Source organism: Extensimonas vulgaris (assembly GCF_003337425.1).
In the GTDB taxonomy this organism is placed as follows: domain Bacteria; phylum Pseudomonadota; class Gammaproteobacteria; order Burkholderiales; family Burkholderiaceae_C; genus Extensimonas; species Extensimonas vulgaris.
In genome coordinates, this window is the sequence record NZ_QPJU01000004.1 from 219,801 (window position 1) to 242,275 (window position 22,475).

Annotated in this window: 19 protein-coding genes; 18 read left to right on the top strand and 1 reads right to left on the bottom strand. The window is 64.3% G+C overall.

Annotated features, from left to right (window positions below; translation table 11 throughout):
• The first annotated feature begins 13 nt into the window (after window positions 1–13).
• The 3 genes from DFR45_RS08110 to DFR45_RS08120 all read left to right on the top strand — a co-directional run bounded on the left by DFR45_RS08110 (window position 14) and on the right by DFR45_RS08120 (window position 3,131).
• Window positions 14–334 carry a DUF4212 domain-containing protein gene (locus tag DFR45_RS08110; RefSeq protein ID WP_114483188.1) on the top strand — a complete coding sequence of 107 codons (321 nt, stop codon included), beginning with the start codon at window positions 14–16 and terminating at the stop codon, window positions 332–334.
• 76 nt (window positions 335–410) lie between these two features.
• Window positions 411–2,405 (top strand): VC_2705 family sodium/solute symporter, encoded by a 1,995-nt coding sequence (locus tag DFR45_RS08115; RefSeq protein WP_421782738.1) that lies wholly within the window; start codon window positions 411–413, stop codon window positions 2,403–2,405.
• Window positions 2,406–2,621: 216 nt separating this feature from the next.
• A complete protein-coding gene (locus DFR45_RS08120) occupies window positions 2,622–3,131 on the top strand; it encodes a hypothetical protein (protein WP_114483190.1) in 510 nt (169 codons plus the stop codon).
• 95 nt (window positions 3,132–3,226) lie between these two features.
• Here the strand turns inward: DFR45_RS08120 and DFR45_RS08125 are convergent, their stop codons facing one another.
• On the bottom strand, window positions 3,227–3,532 hold the full coding sequence (locus tag DFR45_RS08125) for a winged helix-turn-helix transcriptional regulator (protein ID WP_114483191.1): 306 nt from the start codon (window positions 3,530–3,532) through the stop codon (window positions 3,227–3,229).
• A gap of 237 nt (window positions 3,533–3,769) precedes the next feature.
• On the opposite strand from DFR45_RS08125, the gene DFR45_RS08130 reads away from it, so the two are divergent.
• From DFR45_RS08130 to DFR45_RS08200, 15 genes are all read left to right on the top strand, one after another.
• The gene (locus DFR45_RS08130; RefSeq protein ID WP_114483192.1) at window positions 3,770–5,410 is read left to right on the top strand and encodes a 3-(methylthio)propionyl-CoA ligase; all 1,641 of its coding nucleotides are present in this window, start codon (window positions 3,770–3,772) and stop codon (window positions 5,408–5,410) included.
• A 110-nt stretch (window positions 5,411–5,520) separates the two neighbouring features.
• Complete coding sequence (locus DFR45_RS08135; protein ID WP_114483193.1) at window positions 5,521–6,753, top strand: branched-chain amino acid ABC transporter substrate-binding protein; 1,233 nt, start codon at window positions 5,521–5,523, stop codon at window positions 6,751–6,753.
• 151 nt (window positions 6,754–6,904) lie between these two features.
• The gene (locus DFR45_RS08140; protein WP_114483194.1) at window positions 6,905–7,858 is read left to right on the top strand and encodes a branched-chain amino acid ABC transporter permease; all 954 of its coding nucleotides are present in this window, start codon (window positions 6,905–6,907) and stop codon (window positions 7,856–7,858) included.
• Between the two features lie 33 nt (window positions 7,859–7,891).
• Window positions 7,892–9,181 (top strand): branched-chain amino acid ABC transporter permease, encoded by a 1,290-nt coding sequence (locus DFR45_RS08145; protein ID WP_114483195.1) that lies wholly within the window; start codon window positions 7,892–7,894, stop codon window positions 9,179–9,181.
• Window positions 9,178–9,999, top strand: coding sequence for an ABC transporter ATP-binding protein (locus DFR45_RS08150; protein ID WP_114483196.1), 822 nt, complete (start codon window positions 9,178–9,180; stop codon window positions 9,997–9,999). The genes DFR45_RS08145 and DFR45_RS08150 overlap by 4 nt, the downstream gene beginning before the upstream one ends.
• A 1-nt stretch (window position 10,000) precedes the next feature.
• Window positions 10,001–10,696, top strand: a complete 696-nt coding sequence (locus tag DFR45_RS08155) for an ABC transporter ATP-binding protein (RefSeq protein WP_114483197.1) — start codon at window positions 10,001–10,003, stop codon at window positions 10,694–10,696.
• Window positions 10,697–10,834: 138 nt separating this feature from the next.
• A complete protein-coding gene (locus DFR45_RS08160) occupies window positions 10,835–12,946 on the top strand; it encodes a 3-hydroxyacyl-CoA dehydrogenase NAD-binding domain-containing protein (protein WP_114483198.1) in 2,112 nt (703 codons plus the stop codon).
• A gap of 42 nt (window positions 12,947–12,988) precedes the next feature.
• Window positions 12,989–14,164: an acetyl-CoA C-acyltransferase gene (locus DFR45_RS08165; RefSeq protein ID WP_114483199.1), complete on the top strand. Its 1,176-nt coding sequence runs from the start codon at window positions 12,989–12,991 to the stop codon at window positions 14,162–14,164.
• Window positions 14,165–14,286: 122 nt separating this feature from the next.
• On the top strand, window positions 14,287–16,128 hold the full coding sequence (locus DFR45_RS08170; protein ID WP_114483200.1) for an acyl-CoA dehydrogenase: 1,842 nt from the start codon (window positions 14,287–14,289) through the stop codon (window positions 16,126–16,128).
• 76 nt (window positions 16,129–16,204) lie between these two features.
• Window positions 16,205–17,197 (top strand): MBL fold metallo-hydrolase, encoded by a 993-nt coding sequence (locus DFR45_RS08175; RefSeq protein WP_114483201.1) that lies wholly within the window; start codon window positions 16,205–16,207, stop codon window positions 17,195–17,197.
• A gap of 128 nt (window positions 17,198–17,325) precedes the next feature.
• Complete coding sequence (locus DFR45_RS08180; RefSeq protein ID WP_114483250.1) at window positions 17,326–18,774, top strand: MFS transporter; 1,449 nt, start codon at window positions 17,326–17,328, stop codon at window positions 18,772–18,774.
• 142 nt (window positions 18,775–18,916) lie between these two features.
• The gene (locus DFR45_RS08185) at window positions 18,917–19,708 is read left to right on the top strand and encodes an SDR family oxidoreductase (protein ID WP_114483202.1); all 792 of its coding nucleotides are present in this window, start codon (window positions 18,917–18,919) and stop codon (window positions 19,706–19,708) included.
• 102 nt (window positions 19,709–19,810) lie between these two features.
• On the top strand, window positions 19,811–20,239 hold the full coding sequence (locus tag DFR45_RS08190) for a PaaI family thioesterase (protein ID WP_114483251.1): 429 nt from the start codon (window positions 19,811–19,813) through the stop codon (window positions 20,237–20,239).
• Between the two features lie 88 nt (window positions 20,240–20,327).
• Window positions 20,328–21,347 carry an NADP-dependent oxidoreductase gene (locus DFR45_RS08195; protein ID WP_114483203.1) on the top strand — a complete coding sequence of 340 codons (1,020 nt, stop codon included), beginning with the start codon at window positions 20,328–20,330 and terminating at the stop codon, window positions 21,345–21,347.
• 25 nt (window positions 21,348–21,372) lie between these two features.
• Entirely contained in the window at window positions 21,373–22,278 is a 906-nt protein-coding gene (locus tag DFR45_RS08200; RefSeq protein ID WP_114483204.1) for an SDR family oxidoreductase, read from the top strand.
• Window positions 22,279–22,475 lie beyond the last annotated feature (197 nt).

A 22,475-nucleotide genomic window follows, 5' to 3' on the forward strand; every position in this document is an offset into this window, starting at 1 on the left:
CCAGAGGCACGAAATGTCCGAGAAGGCGCGTCCTGAGACCGATGGCGCGGGCTTCGGCGCGCTGCCTCCCGTGCCTGATTTGCGCCACGCTGGGCTCAAAGGCGTATTGATCGCACTCTGGACGGCAGTCGCATTCGGTGTGCCTTTCTTTGCGCGCGAGTTGCAAGCCTGGACCACCGGGCCGTGGCCCCTCGGGTATTGGCTCGTGGCGCAAGGGGCTGTGTTGGTATTCATTGGCATCGTGGTGTTTTATGCATGGGCCATGAATCGTTACGAGCGGCGCGCAAAAAGGGCTGCAAGCCAAGTTTCCGTGGTGCAGCGGCGCGGTGATTGAGCGAGCCATGGCTGACCCAGGCAGTAAACATGGTTGGCGCTGGCACAGGGCACTCCTTGGGTGCGTGCTGTGCCTGATGGGCTTTTTGTTGGTGATGGCGTGGGCCGAGCGCCGCGGACTTTCGCGTCAGTGGATAGGGCCGATTTTTTTGTTCGGCTCCATCATGGTCTATGCCGCCATCGGTGTGCGTGGACGCACGACCGATGCCGAAGAGTATTACGTGGCCGGGCGGCGCATTCCGCCGATGTTCAACGGTATGGCGGCGGCCGCCGATTGGATGAGCGCGGCCTCGTTCATCAGTCTCTCGGGCGCTTTGTATCTGCAGGGGTTTTCGGGTTCGCCGGGGCAAACCGGCGGACTTGCGTACCTGCTCGGCTGGACGGGCGGATTTTGCCTCGTGGCCATGCTGATTGCGCCGCAATTGCGCGCCCTCGAGATCTACACCGTGCCGGACTTCTTCCAGTTGCGCTTCGGGGGCCGCTGGCCACGCATCCTGGCGGCGTGGGCCGCGGTGTTGTGCTCGTTCACCTACGTGGTTGCGCAGATTTATGGCGTGGGCCTGATCGCCTCGCGTCTTACGGGGGTGCAATTCGAGATCGGCATCATGCTCGGGCTCGGTGGTGTGTTGCTGTGTTCATTTCTGGGTGGGATGCGGGCCATCACCTGGACGCAAGTAGCGCAATACGTCGTTCTGCTGCTGGCTTTTTTGATACCTGTGTCGTGGCTTTCTTACCAGCAATTGGGCAACCCCCTGGCGCCGCTGGTGTATGGCGTGCAGATCGGCAAGATCGCAGAGCTCGAGGCGCAATTTTTGGAGTCACCTGCCGAGCGCGAAGTGGCACGCGCCTATTTGCAGCGCGCGTTGGACTTGCAGGAGCGCTTGCGCAATGTGGAGGCAGCGCTGCAACACGAGCGCGAAAAGGGCAGGGCGCAGATACAGACCCTGCGTGCACAGAACGCCGATGTGGAGCAGATCGTGCGCGCCAGCCAGGCGCTCGCAGCCTTGCCGCGGGATGCGGCGCAGGCACGCGAGCGCTGGACGCGCGAAATGCGCGAGAGCTTCGAACGTGCGCGCCCGCTCGGCGGGCTGCCACCTCATAGCCGGGCTTTTGCTGGAAATCCACACGGTACACCGCACGAACAGGAGGAATACACGCTTTCGCGCCGCAATTTTCTGGCGTTGATGTTCTGCCTCATGGTCGGCACGGCTGGCTTGCCGCATTTGCTGACGCGCTACTACACGGTGCCCTCGGTCGCGGCCGCACGCACTTCAGTGGCTTGGTCATTGTTTTTCATCGCCTTGCTGTACCTGAGCACGCCCGCGCTTGCGGCTTTGGTGAAATTCGAGGTGATGCAAAACCTCGTCGGCAGCCATTTCGATGCCCTGCCACACTGGATGGCGCAATGGGCGCGCGTCGATCCCTCCTTGCTCTCGGTCGAGGACATGAACGGCGACGGCATCGTGCAGTTCGGTGAGATCCACCTGGGCGCCGATCTCATCATGCTCGCCACACCGGAAATCGGCGGCTTGCCTTATGTGGTTTCAGGCCTCGTCGCTGCGGGCGGTTTGGCGGCGGCCTTGTCCACCGCCGATGGCTTGCTGCTGACCATCAGCAATGCATTGGTGCGTGACTTGTATTTTCAGGGCGAAAAAGAGACAAAGGCATCGCCCGAGCAGCGGGTGATTTTGAGCAAGTTTGCGCTCTTGGCTGTGGCCTTGACTGCGGCCATGGTGGCCTCGTTCAAGCCCGCGGAAATTCTGCCCATGGTGTCGGCGTCGTTTTCTCTTGCTGCGTCGGCTTTCGTGCCGGCCATGGTCTTGGGCCTGTTCTGGCGCGGCATGACGCGGCAAGGCGCTGTGGCCGGAATGCTCGCTGGGTTTGGTGTCACGACGTACTACATGCTTGCACAAATACCCGCGCTGCGTTCCCTGGGCGTATTGCCGCGCTGGCTGTTCGTGGAGGGGCTGTGGTGGGGGATAGAGCCGGCGGCGGCAGGGGTGTTCGGTGTGCCGGTTGGCTTCGTGGTGGCCGTGGGATGGAGCTGGTGGCGTCGGATTGCTGCACGGTAGCCGGTGCCGCCCACCCGATCGCATGGCGCATGGGTCATGGAAAGCCCCGATTTACGGGGGATCCTGGGGGCGAGAAACTCCTTCGGGGGTGTTGGGGCATGGTTTCAATGATGCCCTCGCCATCCACTGTATGCGCTCGGATTTTGTATCCTGCCGGTGCTCCCCATCCATGGAAATGCCGGAAACAGCGCACAGGTCATTTTTTTCAGGAAGGCCATGGTTCTCAGCAAAACGTCGGCAGGTTTGGCGGCACTCAAGGATCGGCATGGCGGCCTCACGCCACGTCAGCGCGCGGCTTTCATTCTGTTCGATGGCAAACGGAGCACTGCAGAGGTGCTGGCGGCTACGGCGGCCATAGGGATCACGCAAGCCGATGTGCAGGCCATGCTGGAGCAGGGGCTGCTCTGCGCGACCGAGGGCTTTTCTGAATCGGTCTTGACTGCATCAATGGCCGCTTCGCCGGACGAGACGCCCTCGGCTGTGGCGGATGAAACCGTTGCAGTAGAGAGCAGCCAGGGAAGCGGCCGCTCCGACATGGAGCGTTATCAGGCGGCGTATCCGATCGCCATCCAGCTGACGGCGGGGCTTGGTTTGCGCGGATTCCGTTTGAATCTGGCCGTGGAGAGCGCGCACGGATATGCCGATCTGGCGACGCTGGCACCCAAAATTCGTGACGCCGTGGGCGATGCCAAATACGCTGCATTGGCGCGCGTCTTGTTCGATTGAGGCGAGGTGGGTGGCACTTGCCGCAACCGGCATGCGCGGCAAATCATCCGTATCCATGGCGCGGCACGTGATGCCACCACGGACGGGCGCCAGCCTTATTTTTTCGCCCGTGCTGCCGCCCAGCGCGAGGCGAAGGCTTGAACGTCGCTCAGGCGTTTGACCAAGTCGGCCCCGGCGGGGGTGAGGAAGTAGCCGCCGCTGCCATGGTCGAGCAAGCCGGCCTCGCGCAGGTCTTTGATGCGCGTGTTGAGTGTATTCGGGGTGATGCCGCCGACACTGTCTTGCAGCAGACGAAAGGTTTGTGGATGCCCGTCGCGCAGCGCCCAGAGTACGCGCAGGGCATAGCGGGCCTCGAGCAAGTCAAACAACTGACTGATGGCGGTTTTTTCTTTGGTGCTCATGGATGCTCCTGACAAATGGCGTGCTGAAACGAAGTTGGGTTCGCAAACTATAGCGTGGAATCGTTTTCGCTACAAGTTTAATAGTTGTTCGGTAGGGCCGGCGCGGGTCTTCTCGCAATGAGGCAGCCATGCAAGGGGCGGGAGCAGCCGTTGGCTTGCTTGCGCGATGCGGTGTCGACCCGCGGTAACATCCGCGCCTTTCTTTCATCACCAACCGCTATTCAGAGAGGAATATCCATGCTGGGACTCATGCAAAAACAACCGTTGCTGATTTCTTCGTTGATCCAGTTCGCCGAGCGCTACCATGGGGACACGGAGGTCGTCTCGCGTCGGGTCGAGGGTGACGTCCACCGCTACACCTACCGCGACCTCGCGGCGCGTGCGCGGCAGCTGGCGAACACGCTCGAGCAGGAAGGTTTGCAGTTTGGCGACCGCGTGGCCAGCCTGGCCTGGAATGGCTACCGCCACTTGGAGATGTATTTCGGCGTGAGCGGCTCGGGCCGCGTGCTGCACACCATCAATCCGCGTTTGCACCCCGAGCAGGTCGCCTGGATCGTGAACCATGCCGAAGACCAGGTGCTGTGCTTTGACACCACCTTTTTGCCGCTGGTGCAGGCCGTGCATGCGCAGTGCCCCACGGTGAAGAAATGGGTCGCCCTGTGCGACGCGGACAAGCTGCCGACCGACGCTGGCATCCCCGGCCTCGTGAGCTATGAGTCCTGGATTGGCGGCGCGAGCAGCACCTACACCTGGCCCGAGTTCGACGAAAACACCGCCTCGGGCCTGTGCTACACCAGCGGCACGACGGGGCATCCCAAGGGCGTGCTCTACAGCCACCGCTCGAACGTGCTGCACGCCTATGGTGCGGCGCTGCCCGACGTGATGGGGTTGTCTGCACGCGACACGGCCATGCCCGTGGTGCCCATGTTCCATGTGAACGCATGGGGGCTGCCGTATTCGGCGCCGCTCACGGGTTGCAAGCTCGTGCTGCCCGGGCCTGCGCTCGACGGCAAGTCGCTGTACGAACTGATGGAGGCCGAAGGCGTGACCTTTGCTGCGGGCGTGCCCACCATCTGGCAGATGTTGCTCAACCATGTGCGCGCGGGCGGCCTCAAGTTCAGCAGCCTGCGGCGCACGGTGATCGGCGGCTCGGCCTGTCCGCCGGCCTTGATCGACGCCTACCGCGACGAATTCGGCGTGACGGTACTGCACGCCTGGGGCATGACCGAGACGAGCCCACTGGGCACGCTCTCGACGCTCAAGCGCAAGCATTTGAGTCTGCCGCGCGAAGAGCAGATGAAGCTGTTGCAAAAGCAGGGCCGCCCGATTTTTGGTGTGGACTTGCGCATCATCGACAGCGCAGGCCAGGATCAGCCCTGGGACGGCAAGACCTACGGCGACCTGCTGATCCGCGGCCCCTGGATCATCGACAGCTACTACAAGGGTGAAAAATCGCCGCTCGTGTTCGACGCCGAAGGGCATGGGTGGTTTCCCACGGGCGACGTGGCCACCATAGACCCCGACGGCTTTATGCAGATCACCGACCGCAGCAAGGACTTGATCAAGTCGGGCGGCGAGTGGATCAGCTCGATCGACATCGAAAACATCGCCATGGCGCATCCGGCCGTCGCCATGGCGGCCTGTATAGGCATGCCGCACCCCAAGTGGGACGAGCGCCCCATCATCGTCGTGGTCAAGCGCCCCGGCGCCGAAGTCACGCGCGAGGAATTGCTGGCCTTTTATGAAGGCAAGATCGCGAAATGGCAAATTCCCGACGACGTGGTGTTCGTCGATGCGATTCCGCTGGGCGCCACAGGCAAGATGCTCAAGACCAAGCTGCGCGAGCAGCTCAAGGACTACAAGCTGCCTGGCGTGTGAGTCCGTGAAGTAGGTCACATGGGTGACTTGCGCTCAGGGATTGCCCTGAGCGCTTTTTTTTGTGCACTGCAGTAGGCTTGCCGCTTGTCCAATTCACAGGAGACGATCCTATGCAATTCGCTTTCAAGACAATAGCTGCAACCGTCCTGCTGGCAAGCGCTAGCGGTGTTTTTGCCCAAAAAGGTGAGACGGTCAAGATCGCCTGGCTGGACCCGCTTTCAGGGCTCATGGCGGCGGTAGGGACGAACCAGCTCAAGACCACACAGTTCTTTGCCGAAGAGTTCAACAAAAAGAACGCGGCCGGCGTCAAGTTCGAGGTCATAGGCATAGACAACAAGCTCAGCCCGCAGGAAACCACGAGCGCGCTGCGCTCGGCGATGGACCAGGGTGCGCGCTATGTGCTGCAGGGCAATGGCTCGGGGCCGGCGCTCGCGATCATCGAGGCGCTCGAAAAGCACAACGCGCGCAACCCCGGCAAAGAAGTGGTCTATCTGAATTACGCAGCCGTCGATCCTGACCTCACGAACAGCAAGTGCAGCTACTGGCACTTTCGCTATGACGCCGACACTTCGATGAAGATGGAAGCGCTGACCACCTACATGAAAGACCAGCCCGACATCAAGAAAATCTACCTCATCAACCAGAATTATTCGCACGGCCAGCAGGTCTCGAAATACGCCAAGCAAATGATGAAGCGCAAGCGCCCCGACGTGGAATTCGTGGGCGATGACCTGCACCCGCTCGCCCAAGTACGCGACTTTGCGCCTTACATCGCCAAAATCAAGCAGTCCGGTGCCGACACCGTCATCACTGGCAACTGGGGCTCCGATTTGACTTTGCTGATCAAAGCTGCGAACGACGCGGGTCTGAACGCGAAGTTCTACACCTACTATGCCGTCACGACGGGCACGCCCACGGCCATGGGTGCCGCTTCCGCAGGCAAGGTCTATCAGGTCAGCTATGCGCACTACAACATGGGCGGCGAGATCGGCAAACTTTCCGACCAATTCAAGGCCAAGTTCAACGACGACATTTTTGCGACCGACCTCTACACGGTATTCGCCTCGCTGGTCGAAGCATTCGCGCGCACCAAATCGACCGACCCTGTGAAAGTCGCGGCCACCCTTGAAGGCATGCGTTTCAAGAGTTTCAATGGCGATGTCGAGATGCGCAAGACCGACCACCAATTGCAACAGGGCCTCTACATCACCCGCTGGGAAAAGGCCAGCGCCAAGTACCCCTATTCGCCTGAAAACACGGGCTATACGCTGGTACCCGTGAAGTATTACGAGCCCTACGTCGCGAGCACGCCCACTTCGTGTCAGATGAAGCGGCCGTCCTGAGAACCTATGCATGCTCTTTTCCTATGAAAAGAGCATGAACAGGTTCTGACGCCGCCGGCCGGCGAGGCCAAGCCGTGAGCGGGGTGCGCAGGGATTGCGCCTTCCCTGCGGCGGCTTGGATGTTCGATTTTCTTGCTGCACACCACCTCCGATGAATGCCGAGTTTTTCGTGATTTCGCTGCTCAATGGCGTGAGCTATGGGTTGCTTTTGTTCATGCTCAGTGCGGGCCTCACGCTGATTTTCAGCATGATGGGCGTGCTCAATTTCGCGCACACGAGCTTTTACATGCTGGGTGCGTATTTCGCCTACAGCGTCTCGGGCGTATTGGGCTTTTGGCCCGCGCTGGTGATCGCGCCGCTGCTGGTGTTCGCGCTGGGGGCTGCATTTGAGCGCTACTGCCTGCGCCGCGTGCACCGCTTCGGGCATGTGGCCGAGCTGCTCGTCACTTTCGGCCTCTCGTACGTGATCCTCGAACTCGTGCAGCTCGTATGGGGCCGAGCGGCCGTGCCTTACGGCTTGCCCCCGCAATTGCAGGGCGCGCTGTTCACCTTGTATGGCACGCAATTTCCCAAATCACGTGCCTTCATCATGCTCGTAGCCGTGCTGATGCTGTTTGCGGTATGGCTGCTGCTCACGCGCACGCGCATCGGGCTCGTGATCCAGGCCGCGCTCACGCATCCGCAGATGGTCGAGGCGCTGGGCCATAACGTGCCGCGCGTATTCACGCTGGTGTTCGGCGGCGGCGCCGCGCTCGCAGGCCTCGCGGGGGTGATTGGTGGCAACGCCTACATCACCGAGCCGGCCATGGCGGCATCCGTGGGCTCGATCGTGTTCGTGGTGGTGGTGGTCGGCGGCATGGGCTCGCTCGCCGGAGCGTTTCTGGCTTCGCTGTTGATCGGCGTCGTGCAGACTTTCGCTGTGGCCATAGACGCGTCGTTTGCGAGCGCACTGCAGAACTTCGGCGTGGCCGTGTCCGATACCACCTTTGGTGCGCCGTTGCTGCAGCTGACGCTGGCGCAGGTGGCGCCCATCTTGCCGTACCTGTTCCTGGTGCTGATGCTGATCTTCCGCCCGAAGGGGCTGCTTGGCACGCGCGAGGACTGACCCATACGACAAAGTTTCCCTTTCAAACCATCCATGCCTTTTTCCTCTGCCGCCACGCACCGTGGCTACCACTTTCGGCCCTTGAACCTCGGACGCATGCTCGTCTGGGGATTGTTCGCACTGATGCTCGCGCTGGCCCCGCAGCTGTTTCGCAGCAGCCTCGCGCTGACCATGCTCGCGCAGATCGGCTATCTCATCATCATTTGCCTGTCCTACAACATTCTGCTTGGACAAGGCGGCATGCTGAGCTTCGGTCATGCCGTCTATACGGGGCTGGGCGCCTTCATCGCCGTGCATGCGATGAACCTTGCAAGCCAGGGGACGATCACGCTGCCGCTGGTGCTGGTGCCGCTCGTGGGTGGCGTGGCCGGGATGTTTTTCGCCGCCTTGTTGGGCTATGTGAGCACGCGCAAGGCCGGCACTACCTTCGCCATGATCACGCTTGGAATCGGCGAGCTCATGGCCTCGATGGCGCTGATGTTCCCGGGCTTTTTCGGGGGCGAGGGCGGCGTGAGCACCAACCGCGTCTACGGCCGGCCATTTTTTGGCTTCGACTTCGGCGCCAGCATTCAGGTGTATTACCTGATCGCGGTCTATTGTTTCGTGTGCACGGTGGCGATGTTTGCCTTCACGGGCACGCCGCTGGGGCGCATGCTCAATGCCGTGCGCGACAACCCCGAGCGCGTGGAGTTCGTGGGCTACAACACGCAGCGTGTGCGCCACCTGGCCTTCATCATCGCGGGCTTTTTCGCGGGCATAGGCGGAGCGCTCACCGCGATCCAGTTCGAGATCGTCACCGCGGCCGATAGTCTGAGCGTGGTGCGCTCGGGGAGTTATCTGTTGTTCACCTTCCTGGGCGGCGCGACCTTCTTTTTCGGCCCCATCATCGGTGCGGTGCTGCTGGTGCTCGCTTCGGTGTTGCTGTCCGAACTGACCAAGGCGTGGCTGCTCTACCTCGGGCTGGCGTTCCTCTTCATGGTGATGTTCGCGCCCGGCGGCATTGCGAGCCTGGTCATGCTCAACCTGCGCCTGGCCTCCCTGGGCAAGCTGCGCGGCCTGGGCACGGGCTATCTCGCGCTGGCCGGCACCGCGCTCGTGGCCGTACTCGGCGCCGCAGCCATGGTCGAAATGACTTACCACCTGCAGCTCAATGAGGCCTTGGGGCCGCAAATGTCCTTTTTGGGCGCCACGCTCGATGCCAAGGCGATCGACAGCTGGGTCGGTGCGGCTTTCGTGCTGCTCACCGGTGGCGGCCTGTTCGAGTTGTGCCGGCGCCAGTTTGCGCGCCAGTGGGATGCTGCCATGGAGGGCGCTGCGCCATGACGACCTCCACCCCTGCCGTTTCCCCAGCGACGCAAGCCTACGCGCTCGAGCTGCGTGATCTGCGCAAGCGCTTTGGCAAGACCGAGATCATTCGCGGCGCGAATCTGGCCGTGGCTGCGGGCGAGCGCGTGGCCATCATCGGCCCCAACGGTGCTGGCAAATCGACCTTGTTCAACCTCATCAGCGGGCGTTTCGCGCCCACGAGCGGCGAAGTGCTGCTCCATGGCGCCCGCATAGACGGCAAAAAACCGTTCGAAATCAACCGCCTGGGGCTGTCGCGCAGCTTTCAGATCACGAACATCTTTCCCAACCTCAGCGTGTTCGAAAACCTGCGCTGCGGCGTGCTCTGGAGCCTGGGTTATCGCTATAGCTTCTGGCGTCTGCTGCGCAAGCTGCACGACGCGAACGAGCGCGCCGCGCAGCTCATGGAGATGATCCACCTCGCGCACAAGCGCGAGACCCTGGCCATGCACCTGACCTACGCCGAGCAGCGCGCGCTCGAGATCGGCATCACCATCGCGGGCGGCGCGAGCGTGATCCTGCTCGACGAGCCCACGGCCGGCATGAGCCACAGCGAGACGGCGCACTTCATCGAGCTCATTCGCAGCGTCACCGAAGGGCGCACGCTATTGACCGTGGAGCATGACATGGGCGTGGTGTTTGGCCTGGCCGACAAAATCGCCGTGGTCGTCTATGGCGAGGTCATTGCCTTCGACGCGCCCGAAAAGGTGCGTGCCAACGCGCGTGTGCAGGAGGCTTACCTCGGCTCGGCCGTGGCCGATGCGCAGGCGCCGGCCAGCGTGCAAGGAGGACACTGACATGCTGCAAATCCGCGATCTCCACGCCTTTTACGGCAAAAGCCACGTGCTGCATGGCGTGTCTTTCGACGTGCAGCCGGGCGAAATCGTCGCGCTGCTCGGGCGCAATGGCTCGGGCCGCTCGACCACCGCCAAGGCCATCATGGGCCTGGTGCAGTGGCAGGGCGACATCCGCTGGAAAGACAAACCCCTTGCGGGCCGCAAAACCTACGAAATCGCCCACCTGGGCCTGGGCTACGTGCCCGAGAGCCGCGACATCTTCCCGCGCCTGACGGTGCACCAGAACCTGCTGCTCGGGCAAAAGGGCAAGGGGCGCGGCAGCCGCTGGACGTTCGACGACATGTACCGCATGTTCCCGCGCCTCAAGGAGCGCGAGCACACCGAAGCGGGGGTGATGTCGGGCGGCGAGCAGCAGATGCTCACGCTGTGCCGCACGCTCATGGGCGACCCCGACCTCATCCTCATCGACGAGCCCACCGAGGGGCTGGCGCCCAAGATCGTCGAGCAGGTCGGGCAATACCTGCAAGCGCTGCGCGCACGCGGCGTGTCGGTGCTGCTGATCGAGCAAAAACTCACGATCGCAATGCACATTTCCGACCGCGTGCTGGTCATGGGCCACGGCCGCATCGTGCATGAAGGCCCGCCCGCGAGCCTGGGCGCCGACAGCGCCGTGCGCAAGGAGTGGCTCGAGGTGTGACGGCAAAGGCTTTGCGTCGGCTCCGGGGCTTGTCTCTGGTGCGACAGGGGTTCCAGCAAGTTTCGGGCATCGGGTTTTGGGAAGTCCCTACAATAAAAACGCACGACCGTTCTTTTTTACTCACGAAGGAAGCGCAGCATGACCGCTGAATACCAAGTCCACGGCGACGTTGCCGTGATCACGCTGAACAATCCACCCGTCAACGGGTTGGGCTATGCGACCCGCAAGGCCATCGTCGCGGGTCTCAATCGCGCCGAAGACGACGCCGCGGTGCAGGCCATCGTGCTCACCGGCGCGGGCGCGGCTTTTTCGGGCGGCGCCGACATCAAGGAATTCGGCACGCCACAGGCCATGCAGCAGCCGAACCTGCCCGCAGTGATCGCCGCGCTGGAGCAAGTGCGCAAACCCGTCATCGCGGCCATCCACTCGGTGTGCATGGGGGGTGGGCTCGAGTTGGCGCTGGGTTGCCACTACCGCGTGGTGGCGCCGGGCTGCAGTGTGGCGCTGCCCGAGGTCAAACTCGGTCTGCTGCCGGGTGCGGGCGGCACGCAGCGCCTGCCGCGCGTGCTGGGTGTGGAGACGGCGCTCAACATGATCGTGAGCGGCGAGGCCGTGAAGAGCGAGATGCTCGCCGCGCTGCCCGGCCAGAAACACTTTGACAAGCTCGCCGCTTCGCCCGAGGCGCTGCTGGACGAGGCCATGGCCTTCGCGCGCGAAGTCGCGGCCAAGCACCAGGCCGGCGCGCCGCTGCCGCTCGTGCGCAGCCTGCCGTGCAAACACCCGCAGGGCGACGGCTACTTTGGCTTTGCGCGCAACATGGTGCGCGGCATGGCCAAAAACTTCCCCGCGCCGCTCAAGTGCGTGGATGCAGTCGAAGCGGCCACGCAGGGCAAGTTCGAGGACGGCTTGCGGCGCGAGGGTGAACTGTTCGCACAGCTCATGCTCACGCCCGAATCGCGCGCGCTGCGCCACCTGTTCCTGGCCGAGCGCGCCGCGTCCAAGATTCCGGACGTGCCCGCCGATACGCCCAAGCGCACCATCGCCACGGTGGCTGTGATTGGCGCGGGCACCATGGGCGGCGGCATCACGATGAACTTCCTCAATGTCGGAATTCCCGTGAAACTGCTCGAAGCCAAGCAGGAGGCGCTCGATCGCGGCGTCGCCACGATCCGCAAAAACTACGAGGCGCAGATCAAAAAGGGCAAGCTCACGCAGGACAAATACGAGCAGCGCATGGCGCTTTTGAGCACCACGCTCGCCTACGCCGACATCGCCAATGCCGACCTCGTGATCGAGGCCGTGTTCGAAGACATGGGCGTCAAGGAGGCCGTGTTCCAGCAGCTCGACGCCGTGATGAAGCCCGGCGCCATCCTGGCCACCAACACCTCGACGCTCGACGTCAACAAGATCGCCGCAGTGACCAAGCGTCCGCAGGACGTCGTGGGCATGCACTTTTTCAGCCCCGCGAACGTCATGAAGCTGCTCGAAGTCGTGCGCGGTGAAAAGACGGCCAAAGACGTGCTTGCCACCGTCATGGCGCTGGCCAAGAAGATCAAGAAGGTTGCCGTGGTCGCGGGCGTGTGCGATGGCTTCATCGGCAACCGCATGATCGAGCAATACAGCCGTCAGGCGGGCTTTTTGCTCGACGAGGGCTGCACGCCCGCGCAGGTGGACAAGGCCATCGAGAAATTCGGCTTTGCGATGGGGCCGTTCCGCATGGGCGACCTTGCGGGCAACGACATCGGCTGGGCGATCCGCAAGCGCCGCTACGTCGAAAAGCCCCACATGAAATACAGCAAGACGGCCGACCTGCTGTGCGAGATGGGGCGCTTCGGCCAGAAAACCGGCGCCGGCTGGTACGACTACCAGCCGGGCAAGCGTGACGCCATCCCCAGCCCCGTGGTCGAGAAAATGCTCGAAGAGCACCGCAAGAGCCTGGGCATCACGCCGCGCAAGATTTCCGACGAAGAAATCGTCCAGCGCCTGGTGTTCGCGCTCGTCAACGAAGGCGCGCACATCCTCGAAGACGGCATCGCGAGCCGAGCCAGCGACATCGATCTCGTGTATTTGATGGGCTATGGCTTTCCGCTGCACCGTGGCGGCCCCATGCTCTACGCCGACGAGGTGGGGCTGTTCAACGTGGTGCAGGCGATGCGCCGCTTTGCCAAAAACCCCTACGACGACGCCGCCTTCTGGCAGCCCGCGCCCTTGCTCGCGCGCCTGGCCGACGAAGGCAAGACGTTCAACTGAAAACGACCGTTTCGAACATCCCTTCGAACCAAAGGATTCTCCATGACTTCCGCTGTAATCGTATCCACCGCCCGCACTCCGCTCGCCAAGAGCTGGAAGGGTTCTTTCAACATGACGCACGGCGCCACGCTGGGCGGCCACGTGGTGCAGCACGCCGTTGCACGCGCGGGCATAGACCCGGCCGAGGTCGAAGACGTGCTCATGGGCTGCGCCAACCCCGAGGGCGCGACGGGCAACAACATCGCGCGCCAGTGCGCGCTGCGCGCGGGCCTGCCGGTGTCGGTTTCGGGCATGACCGTGAACCGCTTTTGCTCCTCGGGTCTGCAGACCATCGCGCTGGCCGCGCAGCGCATCATCGCGGGCGAGGCGCAGGTCTTCGTTGCGGGTGGCGTGGAGAGTATTTCCTGCGTGCAGCAGGAGATGAACAAGCACATGATCATGGACCCCGTGCTGGCCCAGCAAAAGCCCGAGATCTACTGGAGCATGCTGCAAACGGCCGAACAGGTGGCCAAGCGCTACGGCATCAGCCGCGACGCGATGGACGAGTACGGCGCCGCGAGCCAGCAAAAAGCCTGCGCCGCGCAGGCTGCGGGCAAGTTCGACGCCGAAATCGTCCCCATCACCGTGACCGCGGGCGTGGTGGACAAGGTGCGCGGCATCATCACGCGCGAAGTCACCGTGAGCCGCGACGAAGGCACGCGGGAAGGCACGACCAAAGAGGCCATCAGCACCATCAAGCCTGCGCTGCCCGGTGGCGTGGTTGCGGCGGGCAACGCGAGCCAGTTTTCCGACGGCGCGGGCGCCTGCGTGGTCGTGAGCGAGGAATACGCGAGCAAAAAGGGCCTGCAGCCGCTCGGGCGCTTCCTCGGTTTTGCCGTGGCGGGTTGCGAGCCCGACGAGATGGGCATAGGGCCCGTGTTCGCCGTGCCCAAGGTGCTCAAGCAGCTGGGCCTCAAGGTCGATGACATCGACCTGTGGGAGCTCAACGAAGCCTTTGCCGTACAGGTGCTCTACTGCCGCGACAAGCTCGGCATTCCGAACGAGCGCCTCAACGTCAACGGCGGCGCCATCGCGCTCGGCCATCCCTACGGCATGAGCGGCCAGCGCCTGACCGGCCACGCGCTCATCGAAGGCAAGCGCCGCGGTGCCAAGCGCGTGTGTATCACCATGTGCATCGGCGGCGGCATGGGCGCGGCAGGCGTGTTCGAAGTGCTCTGAACTTCGCACCATGAGGCCAGAGGGCGCTGGAGCAGGGCAGTGGGCTTTGCTCTGGCGCTTTTTTATTGATAGCTGCTTGCGCCCGTCCATGCTGCGTAAAAGCCATTTTTGATGCCTAAACCATGAACCACCGCCAGACCCTCGAATTTTTGCTCTACGACTGGCTGCAGGCTGAGTCGCTCAGCGCCCGGTCGCGCTTTGCCGAGCACACACGCGCGACCTTCGACGCCGTGCTCGACACCTGCGAGCGCATCGCGCGCGAGAAGTACGCGCCGTTCAACCGCCTCGTCGATACCGAGGAGCCGCGCTTCGACGGCGAAAAAGTCATCCTGCCGCAAGCCACGCACGAGGCTTACCGTGCCTATGCGGAGTCGGGCATGCTCAGCGCGGCGCAGGACTACGACATCGGCGGCATGCAGCTGCCCTACACCGTGGAGGCCGCGGCGAACAGCTTTTTTGCGCTCGCCTCGATCAGCATCAACCCCGCGCTGCTCACCGTGGGCAACGCGAACCTGCTCATGGCGCATGGCAGCCCACTGCAGCAAAAGGTGTTTGCGCACAACGAATTCAGCGGGCGCTTTTCGGGCACCATGTGCCTGAGCGAGCCGCAGGCGGGCTCGTCGCTGAGCGACATCGCCACGCGCGCCGTGCCCGACGCGCAGGACGATGCTTCGTGGGAGCAAGACCCGCTCGGGCCGCGCTACCGCCTCACGGGGCACAAGATGTGGATCTCGGCGGGCGAGCACGAACTCAGCGAGAACATCATCCACCTCGTGCTCGCCAAAATCCCCGGCCCCGACGGCAAGCTGGTGCCGGGCACCAAGGGCATCTCGCTGTTCATCGTGCCGAAAAAGCTCGTCGATACCGAAGGGCGCCTCACGGGCGAGCGCAACGACGTGGCGCTCGCGGGCCTGAACCACAAGCTCGGCTGGCGCGGCACGAGCAACACCTTGCTGAACTTCGGTGAGGGCAAATACCCGGTCGCGGGCCGCGCCGGTGCCATCGGCTACCGTGTGGGCGAGCCCGGGCGCGGGCTTTCGTATATGTTCCACATGATGAACGAGGCGCGCATCGCGATCGGCATGGCCGCGACCATGCTGGGCCTGGCCGGCTACTACGCAAGCCTGGACTACGCGAAGAACCGCCCGCAAGGCCGCCCCGTAGGGGAGGGCGGCAAGGACGCCGCCAAGCCGCCGGTGCGCATCATCGAACACGCGGACGTGCGGCGCATGCTGCTCGCGCAAAAAGCCTACGGCGAAGGCGCACTCGCGTTGAACCTGCTGTGCGCGCGCCTCGTCGATGAGCGCTACACCGGCACGCCCGAGTCCGCCGAAGAAGCGCGCCTGCTGCTCGAGGTGCTCACGCCGATCGCCAAGAGCTGGCCCAGCGAAAACTGCCTCGAAGCCAACAGCCTCGCGATCCAGGTCCACGGCGGCTACGGCTATACGCGCGACTTCCCCGTCGAGCAATACTGGCGCGACAACCGCCTGAACATGATCCACGAGGGCACGCACGGCATCCAGGCCATGGACTTGCTGGGCCGCAAGGTGCTCATGGAAGGCGGCCGCGGCCTCACGCTGCTGGCCGAGCGCATGCGCGCCAGCGCCGCCCGCGCGCAGGCCGAGCCCGCGCTGCGCGAGCCAGCGCAGGCGCTCACACTCGCGCTCGCGCAAATCGGCCAAGCCACGCAGGAAGCCTGGGCCACGGGCCAGCCGAGCGAGGCGCTCGCCAATGCCGTGCCGTACCTGCAGGCTTTCGGCCACACCGTGCTCGCCTGGGTCTGGCTCGACGTGGCGCTCGCCACGCTGCGCGCCGACGCTACGCTTTCAAAAGCGCAAAGCGTAGGCAGAATGGGCGCCATGCAGTATTTTTACCATTACGAGCTGCCCAAGATCGGCGCCTGGCTGCAGGTCGTGCGCCAGCGCGACATGACCTGCGCGAACCTGCCTGAAGAAGCATTCTGAGTACGATTGCTCTTGCAAAGATAGCTGCTTGCGCCTGATACATAAGGGCTAGCTGCCGATTTTGTTCAAAAAACACATGTCACCCCAAAATCGGCCCGATTGCGCGCCCCACCACGCGCCCGATGGCCGCTTTCGCAACCTGCCCATGGCCGCGCCGGTGCCCGCGCACCGGCTGTCCCTGCTCAAGGCACTGCGCTGGCTCGTCGCCGGCATTGCGCCCGATCCGGGCTTCGACGCGCACGTGCCGGCAGACTTCGTCTATCCGAATCCGCGCACACCGCTCGATGCCGCGCGCCCGCACGCGACCTGGATAGGGCACGACAGTTTTTTGCTGCAGCTCGCGGGCTTGCGCATCCTGACCGACCCGATTTTTGGCGACTACGCCGCACCCGTGCCCTGGCCTGCAATGCGCCGGCTGCGCCCGCCGGGCCTGGCGCTCGAACAGCTCGGGCCGGTGGATGCGGTGCTGCTCTCACACAACCACTACGACCACCTCGAAGCGGCCACCGTGCGCGCACTGGGTGCGCGTGCGCACTGGTTCGTGCCGCTCGGGCTCAAGGCCTGGTTTGCACGCCGCGGCGTGCAGCGCGTGACCGAGCTCGACTGGTGGCAGAGCGCGGAATTGGCGGGCCGCGTGCAGCTCACGTTCACGCCGGCGCAGCACTTTTCGGCGCGCGGGCTGTTCGACCGCAACCGCAGCCTCTGGGGCGGCTGGGTGGTGCAGGGCGCGCAGCGGCGCGTGTATTTCGCAGGCGACACGGGCTACCACGACCGCATCTTTCGCGACATCGGCGCGCGTCTGGGCCCGCCCGATCTGGCGCTGCTGCCCATCGGCAGCTACGAGCCGCGCAGCTTCATGCAGTCCATGCACGTCGATCCGGCCGACGCGGTGCAAATCCACCGCGATCTCTGCAGCCGCCTGAGCGTGGGCATGCATTGGGGCAGCTTTCGCCTCTCGGCCGAGCCGCCGCAGCACCCGCCCTGGCGCCTGTTCCAGGCGCTGCAGGCCGCGGGCGAAGCGCCCGAAAATTTCCGCGTGCTCGAGCACGGGCAGGCGCTGAATTTTTGAACCCGCCTGCGTTGGGCGGGTGCAAAATCTTCACGGCGCCGCGCCATAGCCACCACAGTGATGCACCCCGGCTGCCACGGCAGTGGTGGCCGGTGGGCTCACAAAAATCATGAGGAGACATGCAGATCATGCCCACGACAGTTCCATCCCCACGGGTGCCGGCAGCGGCCGCTGCTGCCATTGATCCCATCCCCGATGCCGGCACGATCTCGGCGCGCCTCGACCGGCTGCCAGCCACGCGCACGGTCTGGCGCCTCGTCGTGCTGCTGAGTCTGGGCATGTTTTTCGAGATTTACGATCTGCTCTACAGCGCCTATGTGGCGCCCGGTCTCGTGAAGAGCGGCATCCTGACCCTGTCCACGCCGGGCTTGTTCGGCACGACGGGCGTGGCCAGCTTCATTGCGGCCTTGTTTGCGGGTTTGTTTCTCGGCACCATCGCCTGCGGGTTTCTTGCCGACCGCTTCGGGCGGCGTGCGATCTTCACGTACTCCTTGCTGTGGTACACGGTTGCGAACGTGGTGATGGCGTTCCAGGAGACGGCCTGGGGGCTGAATTTCTGGCGCTTTCTCGTGGGTCTTGGGCTCGGCGTCGAGATGGTCACCATAGGCACCTACGTTTCGGAGCTCGTGCCCAAGCAGATTCGCGGCCGCGCCTTCGCGTGCAACCAGGCGATCGGTTTTGCCGCGGTGCCGGTGGTCGCGTTCCTGTCCTACCTGCTCGTGCCGCGTGCGCCGCTGGGGCTCGATGGCTGGCGCTGGGTCGTGCTCATCGGTGCGCACGGCGCGCTGTTCGTGTGGTGGATACGCCGTGAGCTGCCCGAGAGCCCACGCTGGCTTGCGCAGCACGGGCGCCTGCACGAGGCCGATCGCGTGGTGCGCGCGCTCGAAGCCAGGGTCGAGGCCGAATACGGCCGCCCCTTGCCGCCGCCCGTCCCGGTTGCGCCGTTGCTGCCGACCGCGGCGCCGGTGCGCGGCCGCTTTCGCGACCTGTGGGTGGCGCCGTACCGCAGTCGCACCTTGATGATGGCGGTGTTCAACATGTTCCAGACCGTGGGCTACTACGGCTTTGCCAACTGGGTGCCCACGCTGTTGGTCAAGCAGGGCATCACGGTCACGACGAGCCTGCTGTATTCGAGCATCGTCGCGCTGGCCGCGCCGCTCGGGCCTTTGCTGGGCCTGGCAATCGCCGACCGCTTCGAGCGCAAGACGGTGATCGTCGCCATGGCGGGCTTGACGGTGCTCCTGGGCCTGCTGTTCAGCCAGACCGCCATGCCGCTGCTGTTGATCGCGCTCAGCATCGGTCTCACGCTCAGCAACAACATCATGTCGTACAGCTTCCACGGCTACCAGGCCGAGCTGTTTCCGACCACGATCCGCGCCCGCGCGGTCGGCTTCGTCTATGCCTGGAGTCGGTTTTCCGCGATCTTCACGGCGTTCATGATCGCGGCGGTGCTGCAGCGCTTTGGCACCACGGGGGTGTTCGTGTTCGTCGCGGCCGCCATGGCCGTGGCGATGGCGGCGGTAGGATTTTTCGGCCCGCGCACCAAGGGCATCGCGCTCGAAGCCATTGCGCAGTGAGCGCGGCGTGCTGCCAGGCCTGGCCCAATCGCCCAGGCGACAGCGGGCGTGCGGTGTTGGCTGCACAATGGCGCGGGCTGATGCAAGTGCTGCACCGGCCATTTTTTCTTCCTTTTGGTTTTCGCTTTTCAGGAGACACCCCATGACCCGTACCGTGCAACAACTGTTCGACCTCACCGGCAAGACCGCGCTGGTCACCGGCGGCTCGCGTGGCCTGGGCCTGCAAATGGCCCATGCGCTGGGCGAAGCCGGGGCGCGCATCATGCTCACCTCGCGCAAGGCATCCGATCTCGAAAAAGCTGCGGCCGAGCTGCAAGACGCCGGTATCGACGCGCGCTGGATCGCCGCCGACTGCGCGCAGGAGTCCGAAATCCAGCGCCTCGTCGATGAAACCCTGCAGCGCGTGGGCGACGTGCACATCCTCGTGAACAACGCCGGTGCCACCTGGGGTGCGCCCGCCGAGGAGCACCCGCTCGACGCCTGGGACAAGGTCATGAACCTCAACGTGCGCGGCTACTTCATCCTGAGCCAGCTCATCGCCAACCGCAGCATGATCCCGCAGCGCGGTGGCCGCATCATCAATATCGCCTCCATCGCGGGCCTGGGCGGCAACCCCAGCGACATGAAAACCATCGCCTACAACACCTCCAAGGGCGCGGTGATCAACTTCACGCGCGCGCTGGCGGCCGAGTGGGGACGCTTCAACATCACGGTGAACGCGATCTGCCCGGGCTTTTTCAAGACCAAGATGGCCCGCGGCCTGATGGAGATCATGGGCGAGGAAAAACTGCGCGAAAACGCCCCGTTGCGCCGCCTGGGCGACGACGAAGACCTCAAGGGCATCACGGTGCTCTACGCGAGCGACGCGGGCAAGCACATCACGGGCCAGTGGCTTGCCGTCGATGGCGGCGTGAGCGCGGTGATCAACGGCTGAGCGCTGCTGCGATCGCGCCGTTTTACCCGCATTTTTCTGTATTGCGCTGCCTGCCGCGCCCTCTGACGTGGCACGGTGGGGCATGCTTTGGAGGAGTTTTTCGTGTCCGGTATTCCAGTGGATGTGCCTTTCGTGCAGCACCTGGGCTTGGTCGTGCGCCGTATGGAAAACGGTGAGTCCGAGGTGTTTTTCGACGTGCGCCCCGAGCACATGAATTCCTTTGCCGTGGCGCACGGCGGCGCCACCATGACCTTGCTCGACGTGGCCATGGCCACGGCTGCGCGCAGCCAGACGCCCGAGCTCGGCGTGGTCACCATCGAGATGAAAACCAGCTTCATGCAGGCCGGGCGCGGCGCGCTGCTGGCCAAGGGCCGCGTGCTGCACCGCACCGCGCGCATGGCCTTTGTCGAAGGCATGGTCTATGACGCCACGGGGCGCGCGTGCAGTCACGCCACGGGTACCTTCAAATTCGTACCACGCCAGCCGCCCGCGGGTGAGCAGACCGCGCAACCCGTGATCTACACCGATTGAGGCCCGAGAAATTTCGATGAAAAAGCCGCTTTGCGCTTGAAGGGCAAGCGCGAGCAGCTATTCAAACCATAGTAATCAGGAGCTCACCATGCCACGCAACACGCAAATCCTGCTCGCGAGCCGCCCGCAAGGCGAAGCCACGGTGGACAACTTTCAGCTCGTCGTCACCGAAACCCCGCCGCTGCAAGAAGGGCAGGTGCTCGTGCGCCACCACTACCTGAGCCTGGACCCGTACATGCGCGGGCGCATGAACGCGGGCAAGAGCTACGCGCCGCCGCAGCCGCTGGGTGAGGTCATGATCGGCGCCACCGTGGGCGAGGTGGTCGAAAGCCGCCACCCTGACTACGCCGTGGGCGACCAGGTGGTGGGCATGGGCGGCTGGCAGGAATACAGCGTGGTCGATGCGCGCCAGCCCGGCGTGCTGCGCAAGGTCGATACGCGCCAGGTGCCGCTGTCGTACTACCTCGGCGCCGTGGGCATGCCGGGCGTCACGGCCTGGTACGGTCTCGTGAAGATCATCGCGCCCAAGGCCGGCGACACGCTGGTGGTCAGCGCCGCCACGGGCGCCGTGGGCAGCGCCTTTGCCGCGCTCGCCAAGGCGCGCGGCTGTCGCGTCGTGGGCATCGCGGGCGGCAGCGAAAAATGCCGCTACGCGCTCGATGAACTGGGCTTCGACGCCTGCATAGACTACAAACTCCACCAGGGCGACACGCAATCGCTCGCGCGTGTCCTGCAGCAGGACTGCCCGCAAGGCATAGACGGGTACTTCGAAAACGTGGGCGGCTGGATCATGGACGCGGTGATGCTGCGCATGAACGCCTTCAGCCGCATGGCCCTGTGCGGCATGATCGCGGGCTACGACGGCCAGCCGCTGCCCATGAGCTACCCCGCGCTGATCCTCACACAGCGCATGCGCCTCGAGGGCTTCATCGTCAGCGAGCACATGGACGTCTGGCCGCAGGCGCTGCAAGAGCTCACCGGCCTGGTCGCAAGCGGCAAGCTGCGCCCGCGCGAGACCATCGCGCAAGGCCTCGCCGCCGCGCCCGAGGCGTTCCTCGGCATGCTCAAGGGCAGGAACCTGGGCAAGCAACTCGTCAAGCTGATCTGATGTAGCCCTAAAACGGAGCAGGGCGATGATCGAAAATTTTCAAGGCAAAACCGCCGTGCTCACGGGCGCGGGTTCGGGCTTCGGGCGCGAGTGCGCACGCCTGGGCGCGCGGCTGGGCATGCAGCTCGTGCTCGTCGATGTGCAGCAGGACGCGCTTGACGCCGCCGCCGCCGAGGCGCAGGCCGCAGGCGTGCCGGTGCTTGCGCGGCGCATCGATGTGTCCGACGCGGCGCAGATGCAGGCGCTTGCCGACGCCGTGGCCGAGCGCTTCGGCGCGCCGCATTTCGTCTTCAACAACGCGGGCGTGGCCACGGCGGGCTTGCTGTGGGAAAACACCGTGCAGGACTGGGAATGGGTGCTGGGCGTGAACCTCTGGGGCGTGATCCACGGCGTGCGCCTGTTCACGCCCATGATGCTCGCCGCGGCGCGCCAGGATGCCGCCTGGCGCGGCCACATCGTCAATACCGCGAGCATGGCCGGACTGCTCACGCCGCCGAACATGGGCATTTACAACGTCAGCAAGCACGCCGTGGTGGCGCTCACCGAAACGCTGTACCAGGACTTGCGCCTCGTCACCGACCAGGTGAGCGCGAGCGTGCTGTGCCCGTATTACGTCGCCACCGGCATAGGCCAGAGCGAGCGCAACCGCCCCGAAGACTTGCCCGGCGCCGCGCCCACGCCAAGCCAGCGCATAGGCCAGGCCATGACCGACAAGGCTGTGCGCGGCAGCAAAGTCTCGGCCGCCGAAGTCGCGCAAAAGGTGTTCGACGCCGTGGCCAAAGACCAGTTCTACATCTACAGCCACCCGCACGCACTGGGCGGCGTGCGCAACCGCATGGAAGACATCCTGCTGGCGCGCAACCCCACCGACCCGTTTGCCGAGCGCCCCGAGATTGACGCGCAACTGCGTGCAGCACTGCGCGGCGGGTGAGCGGATGCTTTTTCAACGGCAGTGGGATAAACCCAGATTGTCCATGAGGCGGTGCTTGGCACCTACGCGGGCGTTGGCGGGCGTCTGACGGTCATTTTGGCCGCTGCTTCTTCGTCCATGGCACCGGCCATGGACTTCTCAGCCGCGACCAAACTGCCTCGCCAGCCGCCTCGCCATCGTCCCGCGTCCTAATGAAC

Excerpts from the sequence above, each read along its gene's own strand:
- DFR45_RS08110 (WP_114483188.1), top strand. The coding sequence starts at position 14 with ATGTCCGAGAAGGCGCGTCCTGAGACCGATGGCGCGGGCTTCGGCGCG.
- DFR45_RS08185 (WP_114483202.1), top strand. The coding sequence starts at position 18,917 with ATGACCCGTACCGTGCAACAACTGTTCGACCTCACCGGCAAGACCGCG.
- DFR45_RS08195 (WP_114483203.1), top strand. The coding sequence starts at position 20,328 with ATGCCACGCAACACGCAAATCCTGCTCGCGAGCCGCCCGCAAGGCGAA.
- DFR45_RS08165 (WP_114483199.1), top strand. The coding sequence starts at position 12,989 with ATGACTTCCGCTGTAATCGTATCCACCGCCCGCACTCCGCTCGCCAAG.
- DFR45_RS08180 (WP_114483250.1), top strand. The coding sequence starts at position 17,326 with ATGCCCACGACAGTTCCATCCCCACGGGTGCCGGCAGCGGCCGCTGCT.
- DFR45_RS08200 (WP_114483204.1), top strand. The coding sequence starts at position 21,373 with ATGATCGAAAATTTTCAAGGCAAAACCGCCGTGCTCACGGGCGCGGGT.
- DFR45_RS08135 (WP_114483193.1), top strand. The coding sequence starts at position 5,521 with ATGCAATTCGCTTTCAAGACAATAGCTGCAACCGTCCTGCTGGCAAGC.
- DFR45_RS08150 (WP_114483196.1), top strand. The coding sequence starts at position 9,178 with ATGACGACCTCCACCCCTGCCGTTTCCCCAGCGACGCAAGCCTACGCG.
- DFR45_RS08115 (WP_421782738.1), top strand. The coding sequence starts at position 411 with ATGGGCTTTTTGTTGGTGATGGCGTGGGCCGAGCGCCGCGGACTTTCG.
- DFR45_RS08145 (WP_114483195.1), top strand. The coding sequence starts at position 7,892 with ATGCCTTTTTCCTCTGCCGCCACGCACCGTGGCTACCACTTTCGGCCC.
- DFR45_RS08160 (WP_114483198.1), top strand. The coding sequence starts at position 10,835 with ATGACCGCTGAATACCAAGTCCACGGCGACGTTGCCGTGATCACGCTG.
- DFR45_RS08125 (WP_114483191.1), bottom strand. The coding sequence starts at position 3,532 with ATGAGCACCAAAGAAAAAACCGCCATCAGTCAGTTGTTTGACTTGCTC.
- DFR45_RS08170 (WP_114483200.1), top strand. The coding sequence starts at position 14,287 with ATGAACCACCGCCAGACCCTCGAATTTTTGCTCTACGACTGGCTGCAG.
- DFR45_RS08130 (WP_114483192.1), top strand. The coding sequence starts at position 3,770 with ATGCTGGGACTCATGCAAAAACAACCGTTGCTGATTTCTTCGTTGATC.
- DFR45_RS08120 (WP_114483190.1), top strand. The coding sequence starts at position 2,622 with ATGGTTCTCAGCAAAACGTCGGCAGGTTTGGCGGCACTCAAGGATCGG.
- DFR45_RS08140 (WP_114483194.1), top strand. The coding sequence starts at position 6,905 with ATGAATGCCGAGTTTTTCGTGATTTCGCTGCTCAATGGCGTGAGCTAT.
- DFR45_RS08175 (WP_114483201.1), top strand. The coding sequence starts at position 16,205 with ATGTCACCCCAAAATCGGCCCGATTGCGCGCCCCACCACGCGCCCGAT.
- DFR45_RS08155 (WP_114483197.1), top strand. The coding sequence starts at position 10,001 with ATGCTGCAAATCCGCGATCTCCACGCCTTTTACGGCAAAAGCCACGTG.